We start from the raw sequence: 21,499 nt of genomic DNA, 5'->3' as shown, positions 1-21,499 counted from the left end.
CGGGAGGATTGCAGATGGATATTCATGAATATCAGGCGAAAGAACTACTTTCGAATTTCGGTGTCGACGTGCCACCCGGTGCTTTGGCCTATAGCCCGGAACAGGCGGCCTATCGGGCGCGTGAACTTGGGGGTGACAAATGGATCGTCAAAGCGCAGGTCCATGCAGGCGGGCGCGGCAAGGCCGGAGGGGTCAAGCTGTGCAACACCGAAAACGAGATCTACACAGCTTGTGATGACATGTTTGGCCGCAAGCTGGTCACGCATCAGACCGGCCCGGAAGGCAAAGGGATTTACCGCGTCTACGTGGAAGCCGCCGTGCCGATTGATCGCGAAATCTATTTGGGTTTCGTGCTGGACCGTTCTAGCCAGCGCGTCATGATCGTTGCGTCCTCGGAAGGCGGGATGGAGATCGAAGATATCTCGGCCGAGCGCCCAGACAGCATCGTGCGTTCAATTGTTGAACCCGCAGTGGGTCTGCAAGAATTCCAGGCCCGTGAAATCGCGTTCCAACTAGGGCTGGAGCCGAAGCTGATCCAGCACATGGTCCGCACGCTGCAGGGCTGCTACGCCGCCTTCAGCGATCTGGACGCCACCATGGTCGAGATCAACCCTCTGGTCATCACAAGGGACGACCGCGTTCTGGCGCTGGACGCGAAGATGAGCTTTGACGACAACGCCCTGTTCCGTCACCCGCAGATCGCCGAGCTGCGCGACAAAAGCCAGGAAGACCCGCGCGAAAGCCGCGCCGGAGATCGGGGCCTGTCCTATGTTGGTCTCGACGGTAATATCGGCTGCATCGTCAACGGCGCCGGTCTTGCGATGGCGACCATGGACACGATCAAACTGGCTGGTGGAGAGCCAGCAAACTTCCTCGATATCGGTGGCGGTGCCTCACCCGAGCGGGTGGCCAAAGCCTTCCGTCTGGTTCTGTCGGACGACAATGTGCAGGCCATTCTGGTGAACATCTTCGCCGGTATCAACCGCTGCGACTGGGTGGCCGAGGGTGTCGTACAGGCGTTGAAAGAGCTGGATATCGACATCCCTGTCATCGTGCGCCTGGCCGGTACCAATGTGGAAGAGGGTCAGAAGATCCTCGCCAAATCCGGCCTTCCGATCATCCGCGCCACCACTCTGATGGAGGCTGCCGAACGCGCCGTGGGCGCATGGAAAAATGACCTGACCCAAGGCACCAAGATGAGGGCTGTGTAATGAGCATTCTTCTCGATCGTAACTCGCGCGTGATCGTGCAGGGTATCACCGGCCGCATGGCGCGGTTCCACACCAAGGACATGCTGAACTATGGCACCAATGTCGTCGGTGGTGTTGTCCCGGGTAAGGGCGGTGAAACCGTCGAAGGCGTTCCGGTCTTTGACACCGTCAAGCAGGCGGTTGAGGCCACTGGCGCGGATGCCAGCCTTGTGTTCGTGCCGCCTCCCTTCGCGGCGGACTCGATCATGGAGGCCGCAGATGCCGGTATCCGCTATTGTGTCTGCATCACCGACGGCATTCCTGCGCAGGACATGATCCGCGTGAAGCGCTACATGTACCGCTACCCCAAGGACAAACGCATGGTCCTGACCGGGCCGAACTGCGCGGGCACCATCTCACCCGGCAAAGCGCTGCTGGGGATCATGCCGGGGCACATTTACCTGCCGGGCAACGTGGGCATCATCGGTCGCTCGGGGACGCTGGGCTATGAGGCCGCGGCGCAGTTGAAAGAGCGCGGGATCGGTGTTTCGACCAGCGTGGGCATCGGCGGCGACCCGATCAACGGCTCGTCCTTCAAGGATATTCTCCAGCGTTTCGAAGAGGATGAAGACACCCACATCATCGCCATGATCGGTGAGATCGGAGGCCCTCAGGAGGCCGAAGCCGCTGAGTTCATTCGCGATCACATCACCAAGCCCGTGGTGGCCTATGTTGCGGGTCTGACCGCTCCGAAAGGCCGGACCATGGGTCATGCCGGTGCGATCATCTCGGCCTTTGGCGAAAGCGCCAGCGAGAAGGTTGAAATCCTGTCTGCCGCCGGTGTGACCGTGGCCGAAAACCCTGCCGTGATCGGCGAAACCATCGCCCGTGTGATGGAGGCCGCGTGATGGTCAAACCCTCGGTCCTTGTTACCCGTCGTTGGCCTGCCGCCGTCGAGGCGCAGCTGGCCGAGACCTACAACACCGTGCTGAACACCGGGGACAAGCCTATGTCCCCGGCTGAAATCCGGCACGCGCTGAAATCCTATGATGCGGTGCTGCCGACCGTGACCGATACCCTCAGCTCCGAGGCTTTGGACGTACCCGGCGCGCAGACGAAAATCCTGGCAAATTACGGCGTTGGCTACAGTCACATCTGTGAGCCTTCGGCGCGTGGCCTGGGTATGACCGTCACCAACACGCCGGACGTGTTGTCCGAATGCACCGCCGATATCGCAATGACCTTGCTGCTGATGGTGGCGCGCCGCGCGAGCGAGGGGGAGCGCGAGCTGCGGGCCGGTAACTGGACCGGCTGGCGCCCCACGCATCTGATCGGCACCAAGGTCAGCGGCAAAGTGCTGGGCATCATCGGCTATGGTCGTATCGGGCAGGAAATGGCCCGGCGTGCCCATCACGGCTTCGGCATGCAGATCGTTGTCTACAACCGCAGCAAAATCGCGCCCGAGGTTCTGGCCCAGTGCAATGCCACGCAGGTCGAAACCGTGGATGACCTGCTGCCGCAATGCGATTTCGTCTCGCTCCATTGTCCCGGCGGAGCCGCAAACCGGCACATGATCAACGCGCGTCGGTTGGATCTGATGAAACCGGATGCATTCCTCATCAACACGGCCCGTGGCGAGGTGATCGACGAACGCGCCCTAGTACAGTCCCTGACCTTCGACATGATCGGAGGGGCAGCGCTGGACGTGTTCGACCGAGAGCCCCGCATCAACCACGACCTTTTGCAATGTGACAACCTTGTGATGCTGCCTCATCTGGGCAGTGCCACCCGTGAGGCGCGCGAGGCGATGGGGTTCCGTGTGCTGGACAACCTCAGCGACTTTTTCGAAGGCCGCGAACCGCGCGATCGCGTGATCTAACGCGCGCATATCAATTTCCTGCTCTGGCCCTTCTGTGGGGCCGGGCTTCGGACCGCTCAGGAGGAAAGCGTCATGAACGCACCTAATCGCTTAGATGGTTTTTTCACCCAATCTTTGTCCGCGCGCGACCCTGAGTTGTTCGGCTCGATCACGTCCGAGCTGGGCCGTCAGCGCGACGAGATCGAGCTGATCGCGTCGGAAAACATCGTCTCTGCCGCCGTGATGGAGGCGCAGGGCTCGGTGATGACCAACAAATACGCCGAAGGCTACCCCGGCCGTCGCTACTATGGCGGCTGCCAGTTCGTCGATATCGCCGAGAACCTGGCCATCGACCGCGCGAAAGAGCTGTTTGGTTGCGGCTTTGCCAATGTGCAGCCGAACTCGGGCAGCCAGGCCAACCAGGGCGTATTCCAGGCGCTGATCCAGCCCGGCGACACCATTCTGGGCATGAGCCTCGACGCCGGTGGCCACCTGACCCACGGCGCGCGTCCGAACCAATCGGGCAAGTGGTTCAACGCCGTGCAATACGGCGTGCGCAAAGAAGACAACATGCTCGATTACGATCAGGTCGAGGCGCTGGCGAAAGAGCATAACCCCAAGCTGATCATCGCAGGCGGCTCGGCCATCCCGCGTCAGATCGACTTTGCCCGCATGCGCGAGATCGCCGACATGGTCGGCGCCTATCTGCACGTGGACATGGCGCATTTCGCCGGTCTGGTGGCCGCAGGTGAGCATCCCAGCCCCTTCCCGCACGCGCATGTGGCGACCACGACAACCCACAAAACCCTGCGTGGGCCTCGTGGGGGTATGATCCTGACCAATGATGAAGATATCGCTAAGAAAGTGAATTCGGCGATCTTCCCCGGTATTCAGGGTGGCCCGCTGATGCATGTGATCGCAGGCAAGGCGGTTGCCTTTGGCGAGGCTCTGCGTCCCGAATTCAAGACCTATATCAGCCAAGTCATCACCAACGCACAGGCGCTGTCGGATCAACTGATCAAGGGCGGTCTGGACACGGTGACCCATGGCACCGACACCCATGTTGTGCTGGTCGACCTGCGCCCCAAAGGTGTGAAGGGCAACGCGACCGAGAAGGCCTTGGGCCGCGCGCATATCACCTGCAACAAGAACGGCGTGCCGTTTGACCCTGAAAAGCCGACCATCACCTCGGGCATCCGTCTCGGCAGCCCCGCCGGCACCACCCGCGGCTTTGGCGAGGTCGAATTCCGCCAGATCGCGGATTGGATCATCGAAGTGGTCGACGGCCTCGCCGCCAATGGCGAGGACGGCAATGCCGAGGTCGAGGCCAAGGTCAAAGCCGAAGTCGCCGACCTCTGCGCCCGCTTCCCTATCTATCCGAACCTGTAAAACCAAGGACCCTAAACCATGAGCTTTCACCCAATCGAACAGGCTCCGGCCCGTCTGAACCGCAGCGAACTGGCTGTTCCGGGCAGCCAGCCCGGCATGTTTGAAAAAGCGGCCAAGTCGGATGTGGATGTGATCTTCCTGGATCTGGAAGACGCCGTCGCGCCCGACGAAAAAGAACAGGCTAGAGCGAACATCATCGAGGCCCTGAATGACATCGACTGGGGCAACAAGACCATGTCGGTGCGGATCAACGGGCTGGATACTCATTACATGTATCGCGACGTGGTGGATGTGGTCGAACAGGCCGGTCAACGTCTGGACCTGATCATGATCCCCAAGGTCGGCACCGCCGCGGATGTTTACGCCGTCGACATGCTGGTCACCCAGATCGAGGACGCCAAAGGCTACAAAAAGCGGATCGGGTTCGAACATATAATCGAAACGGCGCTCGGCATGCAGAATGTCAGCGAGATTGCTGCCGTGTCGAAACGCAACGAAAGTCTGCATTTCGGGGTTGCCGACTATGCGGCCTCGACCCGTGCGCGGACAACCATCATTGGCGGTGTGAACCCGGATTACTCGGTGCTGACCGATGCCGATCCTGAAGGCGGCCGCATGACCCATTGGGGTGATATGTGGCACTACGCGCTTGCGCGTATGGTGGTCGCGGCACGTGCAAACGGCCTGCGCCCGATCGACGGCCCGTTCGGTGATTTTCAAGACCCCGCTGGCTATCGCGCGGCGGCAAAGCGCGCAGCGGTTCTGGGGTGTGAGGGCAAGTGGGCCATTCACCCCAGCCAGATCGCGCTGGCCAATGAAGTCATGTCGCCTTCGGATGCCGAAGTGGACAAGGCCAAGCGGATCCTTGTGGCGATGGCCGATGCCGAAGCGGCAGGCAAAGGCGCTGTTTCGCTGGACGGTCGCCTGATCGATTACGCTTCGATCCGGCAGGCCGAGGTGCTGGTTGAAAAAGCAGGTCAGATCGCAGCCGCGTGATCTGCCAAGCGTTAGACGGAGCAGGCTGTCCCATCGGACGGCCCGTTTCGGTTTGGCGGGCGAAAGGCGCTGATCGGGCGGCCGAATTCACGGGTGAACGACCGCCCCAAGGCCGACGCGCAAGAAAACCCGCATCTTAGGGCAATCTGTTCGACACTCAGTCGCGTTTCCTGCGCCAGATAGCGCGCATGTTGCAGACGATAGAGCTTGTAGTATTTGCCAGTCGTCATCCCCAGCTCATCGGCAAACGCGCGGCTGAGGCTGCGCTCGGAGAGCGAGACGCGTTCTGCCAGTTCAAAGGTTGTCAGCGGAGTCTCGACGTTTTCGGCAATGACATTCAGCGCGTCCAGCAGTTTCGGCGACCCTCGATCCTGCAATTGTTGCGAGCCGCGCTTCAGCTCGGACTGGCGGGCAGGGTCGTAGATGAACATGTTTGACGCATCAAACGCGGCGGCGGGGCCGAACAGGGTCTGGATCAGGTCGAGGGTAAGTTCCAGCGCCGTACTGGCCCCTCCACAAGTCAGAAACGGGCCGGATTGAACAAAACGGGCGCTGGATACGGTCACTTTTGGAAAGCTTTCGCGAAAGGCGTCAAGCTCCTGCCAGTGGATCGTGGCCTGGTGCCCGTCCAGAACTCCGGCTTCGGCCAGAACCCAGGCCGCCGTATCCAGGGCCAGCACGCGCCGGGCGGTCCGTACAGCCTGTCGGATCGCAACCAGCAATTCCTTGGTGATCTGCTGCCGGACGCGGTAACCGGCCACAATGACCAACGTTCCGGTCGATTTGGCCGGGTCGAAGGCCCGATTGGGAGAGACCTGTATCGCACTCGAACTTTCCACGGGTTTGCCGTTCAGGCTGGTGATCTCCCAACCCGGACTTGCGTATAGCGCGCGCATCTTGACGTCCCGCAACGGCTCCAGCGCGCTGGCCAGAACCATGTTGGAAAACCCGTCCAGCAACAGGAACTCGAAATGCTCATGAGGGGATGGCGACAAAAGTATTCCTCCTGACGAGAAATGTATCGCCCGTTTCGGAGGTTTGAAAGTAGCGTTGCCACATCCCGTCGCCTTCCAAGGCGCGATTCCTGCTGATCGAAGGACAAAGATATGCCCCTTGCTATGAACCGCGAAGTTTTCATCACCTGTGCCGTCACCGGATCGGGTGGGACGCAGGACAAATCCCCTCATGTGCCGCGCTCGCCCGAGCAGATTGCCAATTCGGCGATTGATGCGGCCAAGGCTGGGGCTGCCGTTGTGCATTGCCACGTGCGCGACCCGGAAACCGGCGTGCCCTCGCGCGATCTGGGCCTGTACCGCGAGGTGACAGACCGCATTCGCGATGCTGAGGTCGACGTGGTGCTGAACCTGACGGCCGGTATGGGCGGTGATATTGTGTTCGGCCCGACCGAGAGCCCGTTTCCGGTCAATGAAGCGGCCACTGACATGATCGGCGCGACCGAGCGGATGGCGCATATCGCCGAATGTCTGCCGGAAATCTGCACGCTCGACTGTGGCACCATGAACTTTGCCGAGGCAGACTATGTGATGACCAACACCCCTGGCATGTTGCGGGCGATGGGTCAGATGATGACCGATCTTGGCGTGAAACCGGAGATCGAGGCCTTCGACACCGGCCACCTATGGTTCGCCAAGCAATTGGTGAAAGAGGGTATTCTGGAACCCAACGCTCTGGTTCAACTGTGCATGGGCGTGCCGTGGGGTGCCCCCAATGACATCAACACCTTCATGGCGATGGTCAATGCGGTGCCGTCTGATTGGACATGGTCGGCCTTCTCGCTGGGCCGTGATCAGATGCCTTATGCTGCGCAATCGGTGCTGGCGGGTGGCAATGTCCGCGTCGGGCTAGAGGACAACCTGTTTCTGGAAAAAGGCGTTTTGGCCACCAACGCGCAACTGGTCGAACGGGCCGTGACGGTGATCGAGAACATGGGCGCCAAGATCATCGGCCCGGACGCCGTCCGCGAGAAACTGGACCTGACCAAGCGCGCTCCTGTCGCGAAATGAGCAGGCGCGTTCTTGTAACCGCGGGCGCGGCTGGCATCGGCCGCGTCATTGCGGAGCAGTTCATTCAAGACGGATCACGAGTAGCGGTCTGCGACGCAGACCCTGCCGCGGTTCAGAGCTTTGCCGAAGCGCATCCCGGCAGTATCGCCGTGGTGGCCGATGTCACCTCGGAATCCGCCATGGACGCTTTCCTAAGTTCGGTTGAGGCCGAATGGGGCGGCATTGATGTGGTCTGCGCCAATGCAGGCACCGGCGGCCCCGCCGGGCCGATCGAAGACTTGGCCTATGACGCGTGGCAGCAATGCCTCGCCACCAACGTACACGGCGCATATCTGACCTGTCGTTGGGCGGCGCGGGTCATGAAGGCTCAAGAAAGTGGTCTGATCGTCATGACCTCGTCCACTGCTGGGATCATGGGCTATCCAATGCGGTCCCCCTATGCGGCGGCGAAATGGGCCCTGATCGGTCTGACCAAAACCTTGGCGATGGAGCTTGGCCCCTTTGGCATCCGCGTCAACGCGATCTGCCCCGGAGCTGTTGAAGGCGACCGGATGGAGCGCGTTTTGGCGAACGAAGCCGCCGCCCATGGTCAGAGCATTGAGACCATGCGCGCCGCCTATGTGACCGGCGTATCCATGAAAACATGGGTCACGGCGCAGGACGTGGCGAACAGCATTCATTTCCTTGCCTCGGAGGCGGGAACCAAAATCTCGGGGCAGGTTCTGTCCATTGATGGCCATACGGAGACACTTGCGCCATGACACAAAAAGCAACCATCATCGGCGGCGGCGTGATCGGCGGGGGCTGGGTTGCCCGGTTCCTGCTGAACGGCTGGAACGTTTCGGTCTTTGACCCGGACACGGAAGCCGAGCGTAAAATCGGCGAAGTGCTGGCCAATGCCCGCCGCGCCTTGCCCGCCCTTTATGACAAGGCGCTACCGGCCGAGGGCACTCTGACCTTTCATGACGATATGGGCGAGGCTTTGGCCGGTGCCGCGTGGGTTCAGGAAAGCGTGCCCGAGCGTTTGGACCTCAAGCACAAGATCCACGCGCAGATCGACGAGTTGTCGCCTGCGGATGCGGTGATTGGGTCCTCGACCTCAGGGTTCAAACCCTCTGAACTGAACGCACACGGCGGGCGCGTTGTCGTCGCGCACCCGTTCAACCCCGTCTACCTGCTGCCGCTGGTCGAGCTGGTGGGGGAGGCCGACACTTGCGCCAAGGCGTCAGATATCCTGCGGTCCATTGGGATGTATCCGCTGACCGTGCGCAAAGAGATCGACGCACATATCGCCGACCGTTTCCTTGAGGCTGTCTGGCGTGAGGCGCTTTGGCTGGTCAAGGATGGCGTCGCCACGACCGAAGAAATCGACGAAGCGATCCGCATGGGGTTCGGCATCCGCTGGGCGCAGATGGGCCTGTTCGAAACCTACCGCGTCGCGGGTGGCGAAGCAGGGATGAAACACTTCATGGCGCAATTCGGCCCGGCCCTGCAATGGCCGTGGACCAAGCTGATGGATGTGCCGGAATTTACCGATGAGCTGGTCGACCTGATCGCGGGTCAATCGGATGCGCAATCCGGCCATATGTCGATCCGCGAACTGGAGCGTCTGCGCGATGACAACCTGATCGGAATGATGCGCGCGCTGAAGAAAACCGGCAGCGGGGCGGGCGGCGTTCTGAACGCGCACGAGGCGATGTTGCCTGATCCCGAAGGTGATGATCTGCCGATCACGGTGGATCGTGTCATCCCGCAAAGCTGGACAGACTATAACGGTCACATGAATGAGGCCCACTATATCGAGGTCTCGGCCCAGGCGACGGACAGTTTCATGCTGATGATCGACGCGGATGCAGATTATATCGCGGCGGGCAACAGCTATTTCACGGTTGAGAACTTCGTGCAGTATCATGCGGAATTGCACGCTGGGGATCGGCTGACCGTCACAACGCAGGTGCTGCGCGGTGAAGGCAAGAAAATGCACCTCTTTCATCGTTTGCACGGCCCGGATGGAGAGGTCGCGGCCACCGTCGAAACCCTGTTGCTGCATATGGATCTGAACGCGCGCAAGACCTCTCTGCCGACCGAGGGTGTGGCCGCGAAACTGACCGCCTTTGCCGAAGATCACGCCAGGCTGCCGACCCCTCAGGGGGCGGGCCGCCACGTGGGGCAACGGGGCTGATACCAGCGCGTGCCGCCTCTGGGTTCATGAATCCGGCGGCGGCATCTACTGGCGGGTCGATCTGCAAAGATCCTGATCCGCCTTTTTTGCGCATGCGCGGCGGTGTTGTGCTATAATTTCCTCCGATTGTTGTTGTGTTTTGGAGGTAAATTATGATTTTTCGTTTAGTGGCAGCACTTTGTCTGACCTTCGCTTTGTCGACCGCGAATCCCCAGATTGCCAGGGCCGATGCGGGTGACTTTATCGGCGGCGCGGTTGTCGGTGGCGTGGTTGGCTACGCAATCGGCAAAGATCAGCAAAAGAAGAAAGCGCAGCGCTCGACGACCCGGACATATCGGTCGGGCATCCCATCCACCTCGCAAGGGGCGCAGACGCAAACGGCGCTCAACTATTTTGGCTACAATGCAGGGCGGGTTGATGGTCAGGTGGGTGCCGGCACGCGAGCTGCAATCCAACGGTATCAGGCGTCCATGGGATATCCGGTCAACGGCTATGATTTCCAACCGTATCAGCGCGATTTCCTGATGCAGGCTTATTACTGGGGCACGAGTGGCGGTCAGGCCAGCACTCAGCTCTCCGGTCAGCCTTTGTTGATGGCCTATCGTCGGCAAGTCCAAACGGGCACAGCTGTGGCCGCTGCTCCGCAACCCGCGCCACAACCTGTGGCACCCGTGACTGCGACGGCGGCACCTGCGGAACCCGCGCCCGAACCTGAAGTGACCGAAACGGCCACTGCCGCCCTTCCGAGCCTGTTTGCAGGCGGCACCGGTGGCCCGTCTCTGGCCAACCGTTGTAGCGCGGTGATGCTGCAAACCTCGACCAATGGCGGCTACACGACTCTGGCGAACATGTCGGACCCAGATTTCGCCCTCAGCGAGCAGTTCTGTCTTGCGCGTAGCTACGCCATGGCGCGGGGTGAAGATCTGATGGAGGACATTCAGGGCCTGACACCGGATCAAGTGACGGCGCAATGCGAAGCCTATGGTGAAATGCTTGCGCCTCAGGTTGACACGCTGTCTTTGACGTCGAAAACCGAGGCCGAAACGCAGATGCGCAAACTGGCGTTGGACTCTGGCCTGAACCCCGAGGACATTGCCGCGACCAGCAAGGTTTGTCTGGCGATGGGCTACCGTCAGGACAATATGGACAGCGCCGTAGGCTCGGCCTTGATGCTGGTTGCCATGGGTGAACCTGCGTATGGAGAGCTGGTTGGTCACCACCTGCGCGAAGGCTTCGGCGTGCAAGAGCGTCGCGATCTGGCGATGCAATGGTACGATGCAAGCCTGTCTGCGCTGGATGCTGGATCTCAGGCCGTGTTCCTGCCGTCACAATCGGATCGCCCGGAATTGCTACGGGCAGCGATGACAGAAACACAGTAGGGCTGGCTGACCCATTCCGCGGGCGTATGGATCGCCCGCGGCCTTTTTTATCGCCGCATTAACAGGATGCCTGATCGGGTGCCGTGCAGATCGGTGACCTGGGTGACCTATCACGCAATACTAACTATGGTTGGTCCACGTTCAAAATGCGCGGGGCATGTACTTGGGTTCGGACCAGCAAGGCCGCGGCAACGCCTGCGATTGCGCCGAACAGATGCGCCTCCCATGAGATGCCGGGCTGGCCGGGTAGAACGCCCCAAAGGATTGATCCGTAAAGCACCCCAACCACCATGGCCACGGCAAGGGTCACGGGCGACCGATCCACCAATCCGCGCGCGACCAGAAAGCCGAACCATCCGAACACCAACCCGGAAGCGCCGATATGGATGGCTGTATTTCCGAAAAGCCAGACCAGCGCTCCGCCCAAGGCAATGATGACGCCGTTCACGACCAACAGCGCCCGCGTAGCCGTCGCCGCCAGTAAGGCCCCCATCAGGATCAGCGGAGGCGTGTTTGAAATGAGATGCGGAAAACTGGCATGCAGAAGCGGCATGCCAAAGATCCCGTCCAACCCGGCGATCTGTCTTGGGATCAGCCCGAACGCGAGGTTCAGGCGGTACCCAACTGCCCAGTTGAGAACCTGTATCGCCCAAAGCGCCGCAATAAAGAGCGCCAAGACCTTGAACCGCGAAAAAACAACGCGTTTACCGTTTTTATCAATCATCTGAGATAGATAATCGTGGCAGAGAGAACGATCAATATGCCTTACACGATGGTCGCATCAGAGTTTGGTAGCTGAAGCGCTCAGGTGGCAAAGACCTCGAAATGGATCTGGTTTTCCTCGACCCCCAACGTCTCAAGGCCGGATTTCAGGTCGGTCATAAAGTCCATCGGACCGCAGAGCAAATACTGAGCGTTGGGACCTGCGTTCAATGCAACCAGTTCCCGCGCCGTGATCCGGCCTTTGATGTCAAAATCCTGCCCCGCCACATCCTGGGCCTCGGACGCGCTGTAGTAGATCCGTTTCCGCGCGGTCGGGCTGGTGGCAATCAGGTGGTCAGTTTCGCCACGTAGCGCGTGAAACCGTCCGTTGCGCGCGACGTGTATGAACCAGACCGGGCGACCAGGGTGCTGTGCCACAGCCTGATGCAGCATTGCGATCATAGGGGTCACGCCAACGCCGGCGCTGACAAGGACAAGGGGGCTGTCACCGGAGGGGATTAGGAAATCTCCGGCTGGCGGCTTGGCCTCGATCACGTCACCCACTTGCACCAAGTCGTGCAGAAAGCGGGACGCAGCACCATTCGGTTCGCGTTTCACGGTGATCCTGTAGTGGTCCTCGGCGGGGTTGCTGGACAGGGTATATGTCCGCCGCAGCTTAGTGTCATGCGTCGGAACGCTGAGCACAATCGGCAGGTGCTGCCCTGCCTCAAACGTGGCAAGTGGACCTCCGTTTGTGGGTCGCAAGTGAAATGAGGTGATCCCCTCAGCCTCGGCAATCTTGTCCGCAACCACCAGTTGCCTCGATGGGGTCGGTTCAGCCGACCATCTCAGCGACAGCGCGTTTGGTCGGTCAATCATGGCGTCGACCTGAACGTCGATCATGCGCAGAACGTTGGGGTCACGCGCCTCGGCTGGAGCCCAGTCGATCTCGGCGCGCCCGGACAGATGCAGCAGCCCTCCGGTCGCGAAATCGACGAATAGCAGCCCGATGCGGGGGTTCTCCAACAGATTGCCAATCGTATTGAAGAAGTTGTTGCCGGAATAGTCCGGGATACGCAGGCGGTTTGGGCCGACCACGCGGACAAAGCCGGGTGTCCCTCCGCGATGAGAGGCATCAAACCCGTTCGACGCCGTCTGTTGCGGACCATGTCGACCGGACCCGATGAACAGGGTATCCGAGGCGCTGATACGGGCGATCTGTTCGGGGTTGAGACGGCCTGAGACTACCGCCTCTGCCGGTTTATTGGTGGCCACCCGCCGCCAGTCACGTTCATTGATGTACTGAGGGCAGTTGCCGAAGCTCTGGCGGATGTCGATTGCAAAACCAGTATCGGTTGGGCGGGTCCGACCGCTGAACCTATTGCGTCGGCGCGTCGCCAGCTCGATGCCGACAACGCCGATATCAGCCCCTTTTCTCAGGCTTTCTGCCAACGGGTCACGCGGGTCGATCACGGTATCTACGGTCAATTTGCGGGGATCAGGCGAATGAACGAACCCGTCCTCGCCTTCAATGATTGTCGCCCATACGCGGCCCTCTGCATCGCTGGACGCAGCCACCAGAAACGGCTGCGCCTGATAGAAGGCGCGATGCTGGTCCGGCAAGTGGTCGCGAATGTACGGAGCGGCCCTGCGGGCTATGTCGCCCGCACCCGCCCGCATCTGCGCCGCCAGTTCGCCCGCGTGAAACGGAGTATCCGTGCCAGACATCGTCTTACCTCCTTGCTGTGTGTTTAAAGACCCAGCTCGCTCAGCCCCGGATGGTCGTCCGGGCGACGGCCCAGAGGCCAGTGGAACTTGCGCTCATCCTCTGTGATCGGCAGTTCGTTGATGCTGGCGAACCGGTTGGCCATATAGCCGTTCTCGTCGAATTCCCAATTCTCGTTGCCGTAGGCTCGGAACCAGTGCCCGCTGTCATCACGGTATTCATAGGCGTATCGCACCGCGATGCGGTTGCCGTCATGGGCCCAGAGCTCCTTGATCAGGCGATAGTCCAGTTCCTTGTTCCACTTGCGGGTCAGAAACGCCTCGATCTCGGCGCGGCCAACTGGGAACTCGGCCCGATTGCGCCATTTGCTGTCAGGCGTGTAAGCCAGCGCGACCTTGGCCGGGTTGCGGCCATTCCAGCCGTCTTCGGCGAGACGGACCTTTTCAATCGCGGTTTCTCGAGTGAAGGGCGGCAGAGGGGGACGGGGGGCTTCTTGTGTCATTGAACGTCTCCGATTGGGTGTTTAGCGCAGACGCTCAGGCGACGAGGCCCACGGCGGTGGCTGGCATCGGCTCGAACCCGTCCAGCGCCTCAAACCGAGCGATCCATGCCCGCACATTCGGATAGGGGTCGAGAGAGACGTTCCCCTCAGGCGCGTGCGCGGTGTAGGAGTAGGCGGCGACGTCTGCAATGGTCGGTCGGTCGCCAACCAGCCAGTCTCGGCCTTCCAATCCCTTTTCAAGTTTTTGCATGGCCTTGGCTGCGGTTGCGGCGGCGAAATCGACGTCCAGAGGTGCACCAAACACCGTGATCAACCGTGCTGCGGCGGATCCGAACGCGATCTCTCCTGCGGCGAGGGTCAGCCAGCGCTGCACCGCAGCTTCGCCCACCGCATCGGTCGGCATCCAATCAGGCGCGTATTGCCGGGCCAAGTACACGAGGATCGCGTTGGAGTCCGAGACCACAATATCGCCATCCTCAAGCACCGGGACTTGCCCGTTGGGGTTCATCTCCAGAAACTCAGGCGATTTATGTGCGCCTGCGGCCAGATCGACGAAAACGGCCTCATGGGCGATACCGGCTAGCTTGGCAAAGACCAGAGCGCGGTGCGCGTGGCCGGATTTCGGGAAGTGGTGGATACGTACTGCGTTCGACATTTGTCAGCTCCTGTCATGCGCGGATTTGCTTCTGCGGCTATAGATACAGCTTGCCATCATGGGCGATAATGCGCAGTTTAGGGGGATCATTAAGCCCTAGGAGGGCGCAATAATATGGACAAGATCGACCGAATGCGCGCCTTTGCGCTGGTGGCGCAGAATGCCTCGTTCACTTTGGCAGCCCAACGGCTTGGGCGGTCGTCGCGTCTGGTCAGCAAATACGTGGCCGATTTGGAGGAGGCGCTGGGCGTTCAGCTACTGAACCGAACCACCCGCAGCGTATCCCTGACCGATGCAGGGGCGACATACCTGGCGATGTGCGAACCGCTTCTGGACGGGTTTGACGAAATGGAGGAGGTGGTGCGCAATGCGCAAACGTCTCTGCGCGGTGTGATACGGATTTCTGCGCCGACAGGGTTCGGCTCACTACGGTTGGCCCCGTCGCTGGCGGCTTTTGTGGAACAGCACACTGAGGTCGAGATTGATCTCAACCTTTCAGACCGCCGGGTGTCGATCATCGAAGAAGGTTTGGATTTGGCGATCCGGATCGGGCCGACACGAGACAGTTCCCTCAAGATGCGCCGGTTGGGGCCGATGCCGCTGATTGTGTGCGCGTCTCCGGCCTATCTCGAACGTGCAGGTGTGCCCGCGCATCCAAGTGCCCTGGCCACGCATGAGTGCATTCTGGACGGCAATATGAGCGACCCTGCGGTCTGGCGGTTTGATGTCGATGGCAACGAGGTGGTGGTTCACGTCAATGGTCGCCTACAGGCCAATGCGCCCGCGGCCTCGGCACGGTTGGCCGCTGCAGGAGTGGCTGTCGCCAGATGCCCGGCCTACACTGTGGCGGATGCGCTCAGGTCCGAGGAATTGGTCGAGCTGTTCGCCGAACACCGCGTCACGCCTTACGTCGTGGCCGCCCTTTTCCCGCAAAACCGCAGGCTGACCACGCGGGTCCGCGCGTTGATTGACCATCTGGCAAGCGATGACCTGATCTGCAACGCCGGAGCGTGACGGCTATGCCTTCGGGTGCCTAGGCCCTTGACCAATCCCTAGCCCCTTGTTTTCGTAGGGTCGAGCGATGGGCAACCCTCACTGCACTAAGGGGTCGCCCGCAGCCGGGAAAGGGATGGTATGGCCGAAATCGAACGTTGGCTGAACAAGCACGGGCTGGCCAAATACGCCAGCGCCTTCGCCGACAATGAGATTGAACTGGGTGACCTGACAGAGCTGACCGACGAAGACCTCGTGACCATTGGCCTGCCTTTGGGACCTCGGCGGCGGTTCATGAAGGCGGTACGCGCAACCACTGATGGCACCCCCCGGCCGCAAAACACGGCGCTGGGCGCGTCGATTGTGGCCGAACGCCGTCAGCTGACGGTTATGTTCATTGATCTGGTCGGTTCGACCGAGATATCGCAGCGGGTCGATCCCGAAGATCTGGCCGAGGTTTTGCGGCTGTTCAAAGAGACCTGCGCGGCGTCCGTCACGGATTTCGATGGTCAGATTGCAAGCTATTACGGCGACGGGATCATGGTTTTCTTTGGGTTTCCGCTGGCCCATGAAGAAGACCCCGAACGCGCCATTCGCGCCGGGTTGCGTATCATTCGTGAAGTGCCCGAGATCCGCACTCACGCGAAACTTCAGGTGCGTATCGGAATCGCCACCGGTCTGGTCGTGGTTGGCGATTTGCGCGGTGAAAAGATGTTCGAAGACGGCACCGCGATGGGTGAGACACCCAATCTGGCCGCCCGTCTTCAGGCGATGGCGGAACCCGGCACCATGATCGTGTCGCCTCGGACGCACCAGTTGGCGGGTGGTGCCTTCGATTATGTGCTGCAAGGGTCTTTCAAGCTGAAGGGGTTCACGAAAGAAGTCGAGGCCTGGCAAGTGATCGGCGCGCGCGATACGGACAGCCGTTTCAGACGTGTTGAGGGGGCCGCCCTCGGCCCTCTGATCGGTCGCATGACGGAATATGAAACGCTTAGCGACAAATGGAAGCTGGCCAGTGAGGGCGAAGGTCAAATCGTGTTGGTGTCCGGAGAGCCGGGGATCGGGAAATCGCGCCTGATTGAGGAGTTGCGGCAGAAAGCCCCTCAAGGCGCGCATGAGCAAATTCGGCTGCAATGTTCTCCGTACCATTTTGCCAGCTCGTTTTATCCGATCATTCGGCGGCTTCACCATGTTGCCGACCTAAGGTCTGAAGACTCGGATGAGACAAAACTGGACAAGATATCATCGGTTTTGAAAGACCCCTCGGATCAAGTTCTGCGATTGGCCGCATCCCTTTTGTCGGTCCTGTTTGAGGATCGTCTGGGGCCGCTGACCCTTACGCCGCAGCAGATTATGGATCAGACACATGAGATGTTGCTGGACCATTTACTGGCCGATGCATCCGAAAAGCCGGTTTTGCTGTTGTTTGAGGATGCGCATTGGCTCGACCCGACGACAAAGGCGCTGATGGATCGGCTTGTGGACCGTCTTAGGGAACTTCCGGTGATGGTCGTGATGACCTTCCGGCCGGAATTTGACCCGGGTTGGGCGTTGCAATCGAACCTGACCAAAGTGGTCCTAAGGCAGCTTGATTTTCAGGACGTTAAGCGCATCGCAAATGAGGTCGCGCAAGGGCAGGACATCCCCGATGCTATGTACGAACTGGTGGCGGCCCGATCAGATGGCGTGCCGCTTTACGTAGAAGAGGTGACGAAGGACCTGCTGGAATCCGGCGATATGCCCGATGCTCCAATCGCCCGCGCCAGCGGAGGGGCCTCTGCTGCAAGCTCGGTTCCCAGTGCGCTGCATGATGCGTTGATGGCGCGTTTGGATCGCCTGAGCTCGGCCAAGGAAGTGGCGCAGATCGGGGCTGTGATCGGGCCTCAATTCTCCTACCCGCTGATCTCGAAAGTGTCGCGTTTTAGCGATACCGTGCTGCGGTCCGGCTTGGATCTGTTGGTTGAGGCTGGGATCGTCACGACTTCAGGAGATGACGTGTTGCAGACCTTCAGCTATCGCCACGCCCTCATCCGCGACACCGCCTATAACAGCCTTCTGAAAACCGAACGCCGGGTTCTGCATGCGCGGGTTGCCAAGACTTTGGATCAGAAAACCTCGGCGGTCGAAGATGCAGGTCCCGAAGTTCTGGCCCATCACTACACCCTCGCTGGGATGGTGGAGGAGGCGATCGACTGTCGCTATCTGGCCGGTCAACGCGCCGTCAAACGCTCGGCCAACACCGAGGCGAACACGCAGCTATCCCTGGCGCTTGATCTGCTGGGCGACCAGACGACCAGTCCTGAGCGTGACAAGCGAGAGATCGAGATACAGACCCTGCGCGCAGGGGTTCTGCGCTCGACGGCAGGTATCGCCGCGGATGAGACCGGTTCGACCTATGCCCGGATACGGGACTTGTGCGAACGCATGGATGAGACAGAGACCCTGTTCCCGGTCCTCAACGGCCTCTATTCCTTTCATTTGGTGCGCGGTGAGTATGACTTGGCGCGGGTCGTGGCGCGGCAACTTCTGGACTTGGCGGACACATCAAGCGAAACGCAACATCAGATGGTGGCCCATCGGGCGATGGGTGCGGTGCTGTTTCATATCGGTGAACTGGACCCCGCCCACGCGCATCTCGAACAGGCGCTGGCCCTGTACCACCCCGACCGCGATGCGCATCTGGCCTATGTCTATGGGTCCGACCACGCGGCCATAACCTCTTGCTTTCTGAGCCTCGCCACCTGGATACGCGGTGAGCCGGACAAGGCGCTGGAAATACAGACACAGGCCGTTGAGGCTGCCCGCGACCTAGAACATGCCCATAGCGTGGCGCAGGCCCTGACTTACCTGTGTATGCTGCATCTTCTGCGCCGCGATCCGGTTGCTGTGACCCAGGCGGTGGAGCAACTGGAAGAGCTGTCGAACAAGCACGGGTTCACCTTCATGACCCTGACAGCCAATGTCTGGCGTAGCTGGGTCAAGGCCTATGCATTCCCCGGCCCGGAAACCATCAAGGAACTCAAAGACGCGTCTGAGGCATGGTGGGCCAGTGGAGCGGGAAATCACAAACCGTTCTTCATGACACTGATTGCCGAAGTCATGCTTTCTATGGGCGACCATGAAGGCGCTCTGACCGCTTTGGCGGAAGCGCGAGAGTATCAGAAATTGACCAACGAAGGGTGGGCACAGGCAGAAACCGACCGGGTTTATGCGCTGGCGAAATCCTCCACCAGTCCAGCCGAGGTGGAGTTCCGGCAGGCTTTGTCGCGCGCACAGGAGCAGAAGGCGCGGATGTTTGCCCTGCATACGGCCATAGATTTCGCCCGGACATGCGAGCGGTATCACTGCGCGGCGATTGCGAAACCAGAGCTTCAAGCGGCGGCTGAGGCGATCTCGGGCGGCGACCAAACGGTAGAGATGCGCCTCGCTCGTGAATTGTTGCAAGGGGAGGAAACGGTCTAGGCGCGCATCCGTACGTGCGCAGGATCATAGGGTGAGGCAGGGATGACCTGCGCGTCGACCAAATCCCCGTACATGTCGATCTGGATGCTGGTCCCTTCGCCCGCTAGCGCGGGATCAATGAACGCATAGGCCAAGTTCTGCCCGACCCGATGACCCCAATCGCCCGAAGTGACAGTGCCCACCACAGTGTCGCCCTGCATCAACGAAGCCCCGCCATGAGCCGGTGCGTGGGTAGCGTCGACCTTCAGCGTTACCAGCTTCTTCGTAGGGCTGTTGGCATGGCGCTTTTCCAGTGCTGCCTTGCCGATGAAGTCGTCCTTGTCCAGCTTGACGAAGCGGTCCAGTGCGGTCTCGAATGGGTCGAACTCTGTCAGCAGGTCGGCCTTCCAATGCAGAAAACCCTTCTCCATCCGCATGGATTCCACTGCGCGCGCACCGAACAGCTTCATGCCATGGGCCTCGCCCGCCGCGCGCAAGGCCAGATAGGCCGCGTAGAGCGAGGCGTTGGGCACGTGGATTTCATATGCCAACTCACCCGAGAAGCTGACACCCATCACGGTGGCCGGGGCAAAGCCGATGAAGCATTCGCGCACCGACAGCCATGGGAAGGCCTCTTTCGACCAGTCACCGCGCGCACAGGCCGACAGCACGGCGCGCGCTTTGGGGCCAGCCAGAACCAGAATGGTCTGGTCATTGGTCAGGGACCGGATCTGAACATCCTCATCCTCGCGAACGTGCTGGGTCAGCCAGTCCATGTCGTGATATTCCGACGCCGCAGCCGAGCCGTACCAGACGCGGGCCGGCCCGCGATCCGAGGCAGGCAGGTTTGCCACGGTGGCTTCGGCTTTGACCATGCCGTGGTGGTTCAGCAGATAGCCCAGACCCACGCGGCCATCGCGCTTGGTGACCGTGCCGCAGAACATCCGATCGAGGAATTTGTGGCGATCGGTGCCGGTAATCTCGAACCGGTTGAAGCCGTTGACTTCGCAGAGGCCGACATTCTCCTGCACGTTTTTCACGTCGGCAGCGACGATGTCGAACGCCTCATCGAAGTTGAAGGTGAGTGTCGGGTGAAAATCAGGCGATGGCTTGATGTAGTCCATCCGCTCCCACCCGTTCACGACGGTAAACTCAGCCCCTTCTGCTGCCAGAACGGGCGTCAGCGGGGTTGTCTTGGCCGGGCGTCCGGCTGGGCGATGTTCATGCGGGAAGTGAAAGCGGAATTCGTTCTGATAGTCCTCGATCGCTTTCAGCGAGGTCAGTTCCACATTCGTATGACCAGTGAACCGGCGCGGATCGAGGCACCACGTGTCATAGCATGCCTCACCATGCACGATCTGTTGCGCCAACAGCCAGCCATGGCCGCCACCTTCGCCAAGGCCCGCGCGCAGGCCGATGATGCAGAAGGCGTTGCGCTTGCCAGGGATCGGCCCGACCAGAGGGGCCCCGTCGATGGTATAGGTGATCGGTCCGTTCACGATGGATCGAATGCCTGTTTCTTCCAGTGCTGGCATCCGCTCGAACGCTCCGGCAAGAACGTCCATGACGCGTTCAAGATCGTCGGGGCAGAGGGCATTCACAAAGTTCGGATCGATCCCGTCCATGCCCCAGGTTTTGCAGTCCTGCTCATAGAACCCGACCAGCAGCCCGCCCTTTTCCTGCCGGCAGTAGTAATCGCTGATAGGGCAACGCAGCAGAGGCATCCGGTGACCGGCTTCGGCAATGCCTGGGATATCTTCGGTCAGGAAATACTGATGCTCCATCGAGGCGACGGGGTGGTGAACCCCCATCATCGCGCCCACTTCGTTCACGCGGTAGCCACAAGCATTGACGACGATGTCACAATCAATGTCGCCATGTTCCGTATGCACGGTCCAAGTGTCATCCTTGTGCTGGGTCAGCGCGGTGACCGGCGTATTCCGGTACACCTCGGCCCCGGCCTTGCGGGCGTGATAGGCCAGCGCCTGACACAGCTGGGCCGGGTCGATGTCACCGTCCAGAGGGTCCCACAATCCACCCAACAAGTTGGTGGTTGAAATCAGAGGGTGGCGGCGGGCGCAATTCTCGGCGTCGATTACCTCAAAATGCACCCCCATCCCACGCGCCATTGAGGCGAAGTGGCGGTAACCCTGCATCTGCGCTTCGGTATTGGCAAGCCGGATGCCGCCATCGGCGTGGTGGTAGTTGATCGGATATTCGGGGTTTTCTGAGAGTTCTTTGTACAGGTTGATCGAATGCGTCTTCAGCCCGACCATGGTCTGGTTCATGCCGAAATTCGTCACCTGCGCTGCCGAATGCCATGTAGTACCGCTAGTCAGCTCGTTCCGCTCGACCAGAACCACGTCGCTCCAGCCTTCCTGTGTCAGGTGGTAGAGTGTTGAGCATCCGGCAATGCCGCCGCCGATGACAACAACTTTGGTACGGGATTTCATAGCGGGTGA

Annotated in this window: 17 protein-coding genes; 11 read left to right on the top strand and 6 right to left on the bottom strand. The window is 60.5% G+C overall.

What is annotated here, in order from left to right:
* Nucleotides 1-14: 14 nt before the first annotated feature.
* The 5 genes from J7394_RS03410 (at nucleotide 15) to J7394_RS03390 (ending at nucleotide 5,433) form a co-directional block, all read left to right on the top strand.
* Nucleotides 15-1,211, top strand: a complete 1,197-nt coding sequence (locus tag J7394_RS03410) for a malate--CoA ligase subunit beta (RefSeq protein WP_209250965.1) — start codon at nucleotides 15-17, stop codon at nucleotides 1,209-1,211.
* On the top strand, nucleotides 1,211-2,098 hold the full coding sequence (sucD, locus tag J7394_RS03405) for a succinate--CoA ligase subunit alpha (protein WP_209250963.1): 888 nt from the start codon (nucleotides 1,211-1,213) through the stop codon (nucleotides 2,096-2,098). Before J7394_RS03410 ends, sucD begins: the two co-directional genes overlap by 1 nt.
* Nucleotides 2,098-3,069 carry a D-glycerate dehydrogenase gene (locus J7394_RS03400; RefSeq protein WP_209250961.1) on the top strand — a complete coding sequence of 324 codons (972 nt, stop codon included), beginning with the start codon at nucleotides 2,098-2,100 and terminating at the stop codon, nucleotides 3,067-3,069. The genes sucD and J7394_RS03400 overlap by 1 nt, the downstream gene beginning before the upstream one ends.
* Before the next feature lie 72 nt (nucleotides 3,070-3,141).
* Nucleotides 3,142-4,437: a serine hydroxymethyltransferase gene (gene glyA / locus J7394_RS03395; RefSeq protein WP_209250959.1), complete on the top strand. Its 1,296-nt coding sequence runs from the start codon at nucleotides 3,142-3,144 to the stop codon at nucleotides 4,435-4,437.
* Between the two features lie 18 nt (nucleotides 4,438-4,455).
* Entirely contained in the window at nucleotides 4,456-5,433 is a 978-nt protein-coding gene (locus J7394_RS03390) for a CoA ester lyase (RefSeq protein ID WP_209250957.1), read from the top strand.
* Between the two features lie 11 nt (nucleotides 5,434-5,444).
* Here J7394_RS03390 and J7394_RS03385 read toward each other — a convergent pair whose 3' ends face one another.
* On the bottom strand, nucleotides 5,445-6,428 hold the full coding sequence (locus J7394_RS03385) for a GlxA family transcriptional regulator (protein WP_247748028.1): 984 nt from the start codon (nucleotides 6,426-6,428) through the stop codon (nucleotides 5,445-5,447).
* A 111-nt stretch (nucleotides 6,429-6,539) separates the two neighbouring features.
* Here J7394_RS03385 and J7394_RS03380 point away from each other — a divergent pair, with 111 nt between their 5' ends.
* From J7394_RS03380 to J7394_RS03365, 4 genes are all read left to right on the top strand, one after another.
* Nucleotides 6,540-7,457: a 3-keto-5-aminohexanoate cleavage protein gene (locus J7394_RS03380; protein WP_209250954.1), complete on the top strand. Its 918-nt coding sequence runs from the start codon at nucleotides 6,540-6,542 to the stop codon at nucleotides 7,455-7,457.
* Nucleotides 7,454-8,218, top strand: coding sequence for an SDR family oxidoreductase (locus tag J7394_RS03375; protein ID WP_209250953.1), 765 nt, complete (start codon nucleotides 7,454-7,456; stop codon nucleotides 8,216-8,218). The genes J7394_RS03380 and J7394_RS03375 overlap by 4 nt, the downstream gene beginning before the upstream one ends.
* Nucleotides 8,215-9,639, top strand: a complete 1,425-nt coding sequence (locus J7394_RS03370; RefSeq protein WP_209250952.1) for a carnitine 3-dehydrogenase — start codon at nucleotides 8,215-8,217, stop codon at nucleotides 9,637-9,639. Before J7394_RS03375 ends, J7394_RS03370 begins: the two co-directional genes overlap by 4 nt.
* A 152-nt stretch (nucleotides 9,640-9,791) precedes the next feature.
* On the top strand, nucleotides 9,792-11,018 hold the full coding sequence (locus J7394_RS03365; protein ID WP_209250951.1) for a peptidoglycan-binding domain-containing protein: 1,227 nt from the start codon (nucleotides 9,792-9,794) through the stop codon (nucleotides 11,016-11,018).
* 124 nt (nucleotides 11,019-11,142) lie between these two features.
* Here the strand turns inward: J7394_RS03365 and J7394_RS03360 are convergent, their stop codons facing one another.
* From J7394_RS03360 to J7394_RS03345, 4 genes are all read right to left on the bottom strand, one after another.
* Nucleotides 11,143-11,742: a rhomboid family intramembrane serine protease gene (locus tag J7394_RS03360; RefSeq protein WP_209250950.1), complete on the bottom strand. Its 600-nt coding sequence runs from the start codon at nucleotides 11,740-11,742 to the stop codon at nucleotides 11,143-11,145.
* A gap of 80 nt (nucleotides 11,743-11,822) precedes the next feature.
* Complete coding sequence (locus J7394_RS03355) at nucleotides 11,823-13,448, bottom strand: pyridoxamine 5'-phosphate oxidase family protein (protein WP_209250949.1); 1,626 nt, start codon at nucleotides 13,446-13,448, stop codon at nucleotides 11,823-11,825.
* A 23-nt stretch (nucleotides 13,449-13,471) separates the two neighbouring features.
* Nucleotides 13,472-13,948 (bottom strand): nuclear transport factor 2 family protein, encoded by a 477-nt coding sequence (locus J7394_RS03350; protein ID WP_209250947.1) that lies wholly within the window; start codon nucleotides 13,946-13,948, stop codon nucleotides 13,472-13,474.
* Nucleotides 13,949-13,982: 34 nt separating this feature from the next.
* The gene (locus J7394_RS03345) at nucleotides 13,983-14,603 is read right to left on the bottom strand and encodes a glutathione S-transferase family protein (protein ID WP_209250945.1); all 621 of its coding nucleotides are present in this window, start codon (nucleotides 14,601-14,603) and stop codon (nucleotides 13,983-13,985) included.
* A 114-nt stretch (nucleotides 14,604-14,717) separates the two neighbouring features.
* On the opposite strand from J7394_RS03345, the gene J7394_RS03340 reads away from it, so the two are divergent.
* Both J7394_RS03340 and J7394_RS03335 read left to right on the top strand, forming a co-directional pair.
* Nucleotides 14,718-15,617 carry a LysR family transcriptional regulator gene (locus J7394_RS03340; RefSeq protein ID WP_209250943.1) on the top strand — a complete coding sequence of 300 codons (900 nt, stop codon included), beginning with the start codon at nucleotides 14,718-14,720 and terminating at the stop codon, nucleotides 15,615-15,617.
* Between the two features lie 120 nt (nucleotides 15,618-15,737).
* The gene (locus tag J7394_RS03335) at nucleotides 15,738-19,058 is read left to right on the top strand and encodes an adenylate/guanylate cyclase domain-containing protein (protein WP_209250941.1); all 3,321 of its coding nucleotides are present in this window, start codon (nucleotides 15,738-15,740) and stop codon (nucleotides 19,056-19,058) included.
* Here the strand turns inward: J7394_RS03335 and J7394_RS03330 are convergent.
* Nucleotides 19,055-21,490, bottom strand: a complete 2,436-nt coding sequence (locus J7394_RS03330) for an FAD-dependent oxidoreductase (RefSeq protein WP_209250939.1) — start codon at nucleotides 21,488-21,490, stop codon at nucleotides 19,055-19,057. The two genes, J7394_RS03335 and J7394_RS03330, sit on opposite strands and share 4 nt — an antisense overlap.
* Nucleotides 21,491-21,499: the final 9 nt, after the last annotated feature.

The organism is Ruegeria sp. R13_0, assembly GCF_017743995.1.
Classification (GTDB): Bacteria; Pseudomonadota; Alphaproteobacteria; order Rhodobacterales; family Rhodobacteraceae; genus Ruegeria.
Note: the sequence above shows the minus strand (reverse complement) of the source record. Positions and strands in the feature narration are given on the sequence as shown.

Coding starts and splice junctions, on each gene's coding strand:
- J7394_RS03410 (WP_209250965.1), top strand. CDS start 15: ATGGATATTCATGAATATCAGGCGAAAGAACTACTTTCGAATTTCGGT.
- sucD (WP_209250963.1), top strand. CDS start 1,211: ATGAGCATTCTTCTCGATCGTAACTCGCGCGTGATCGTGCAGGGTATC.
- J7394_RS03400 (WP_209250961.1), top strand. CDS start 2,098: ATGGTCAAACCCTCGGTCCTTGTTACCCGTCGTTGGCCTGCCGCCGTC.
- glyA (WP_209250959.1), top strand. CDS start 3,142: ATGAACGCACCTAATCGCTTAGATGGTTTTTTCACCCAATCTTTGTCC.
- J7394_RS03390 (WP_209250957.1), top strand. CDS start 4,456: ATGAGCTTTCACCCAATCGAACAGGCTCCGGCCCGTCTGAACCGCAGC.
- J7394_RS03380 (WP_209250954.1), top strand. CDS start 6,540: ATGCCCCTTGCTATGAACCGCGAAGTTTTCATCACCTGTGCCGTCACC.
- J7394_RS03375 (WP_209250953.1), top strand. CDS start 7,454: ATGAGCAGGCGCGTTCTTGTAACCGCGGGCGCGGCTGGCATCGGCCGC.
- J7394_RS03370 (WP_209250952.1), top strand. CDS start 8,215: ATGACACAAAAAGCAACCATCATCGGCGGCGGCGTGATCGGCGGGGGC.
- J7394_RS03365 (WP_209250951.1), top strand. CDS start 9,792: ATGATTTTTCGTTTAGTGGCAGCACTTTGTCTGACCTTCGCTTTGTCG.
- J7394_RS03360 (WP_209250950.1), bottom strand. CDS start 11,742: ATGATTGATAAAAACGGTAAACGCGTTGTTTTTTCGCGGTTCAAGGTC.
- J7394_RS03355 (WP_209250949.1), bottom strand. CDS start 13,448: ATGTCTGGCACGGATACTCCGTTTCACGCGGGCGAACTGGCGGCGCAG.
- J7394_RS03350 (WP_209250947.1), bottom strand. CDS start 13,948: ATGACACAAGAAGCCCCCCGTCCCCCTCTGCCGCCCTTCACTCGAGAA.
- J7394_RS03345 (WP_209250945.1), bottom strand. CDS start 14,603: ATGTCGAACGCAGTACGTATCCACCACTTCCCGAAATCCGGCCACGCG.
- J7394_RS03340 (WP_209250943.1), top strand. CDS start 14,718: ATGGACAAGATCGACCGAATGCGCGCCTTTGCGCTGGTGGCGCAGAAT.
- J7394_RS03335 (WP_209250941.1), top strand. CDS start 15,738: ATGGCCGAAATCGAACGTTGGCTGAACAAGCACGGGCTGGCCAAATAC.
- J7394_RS03330 (WP_209250939.1), bottom strand. CDS start 21,490: ATGAAATCCCGTACCAAAGTTGTTGTCATCGGCGGCGGCATTGCCGGA.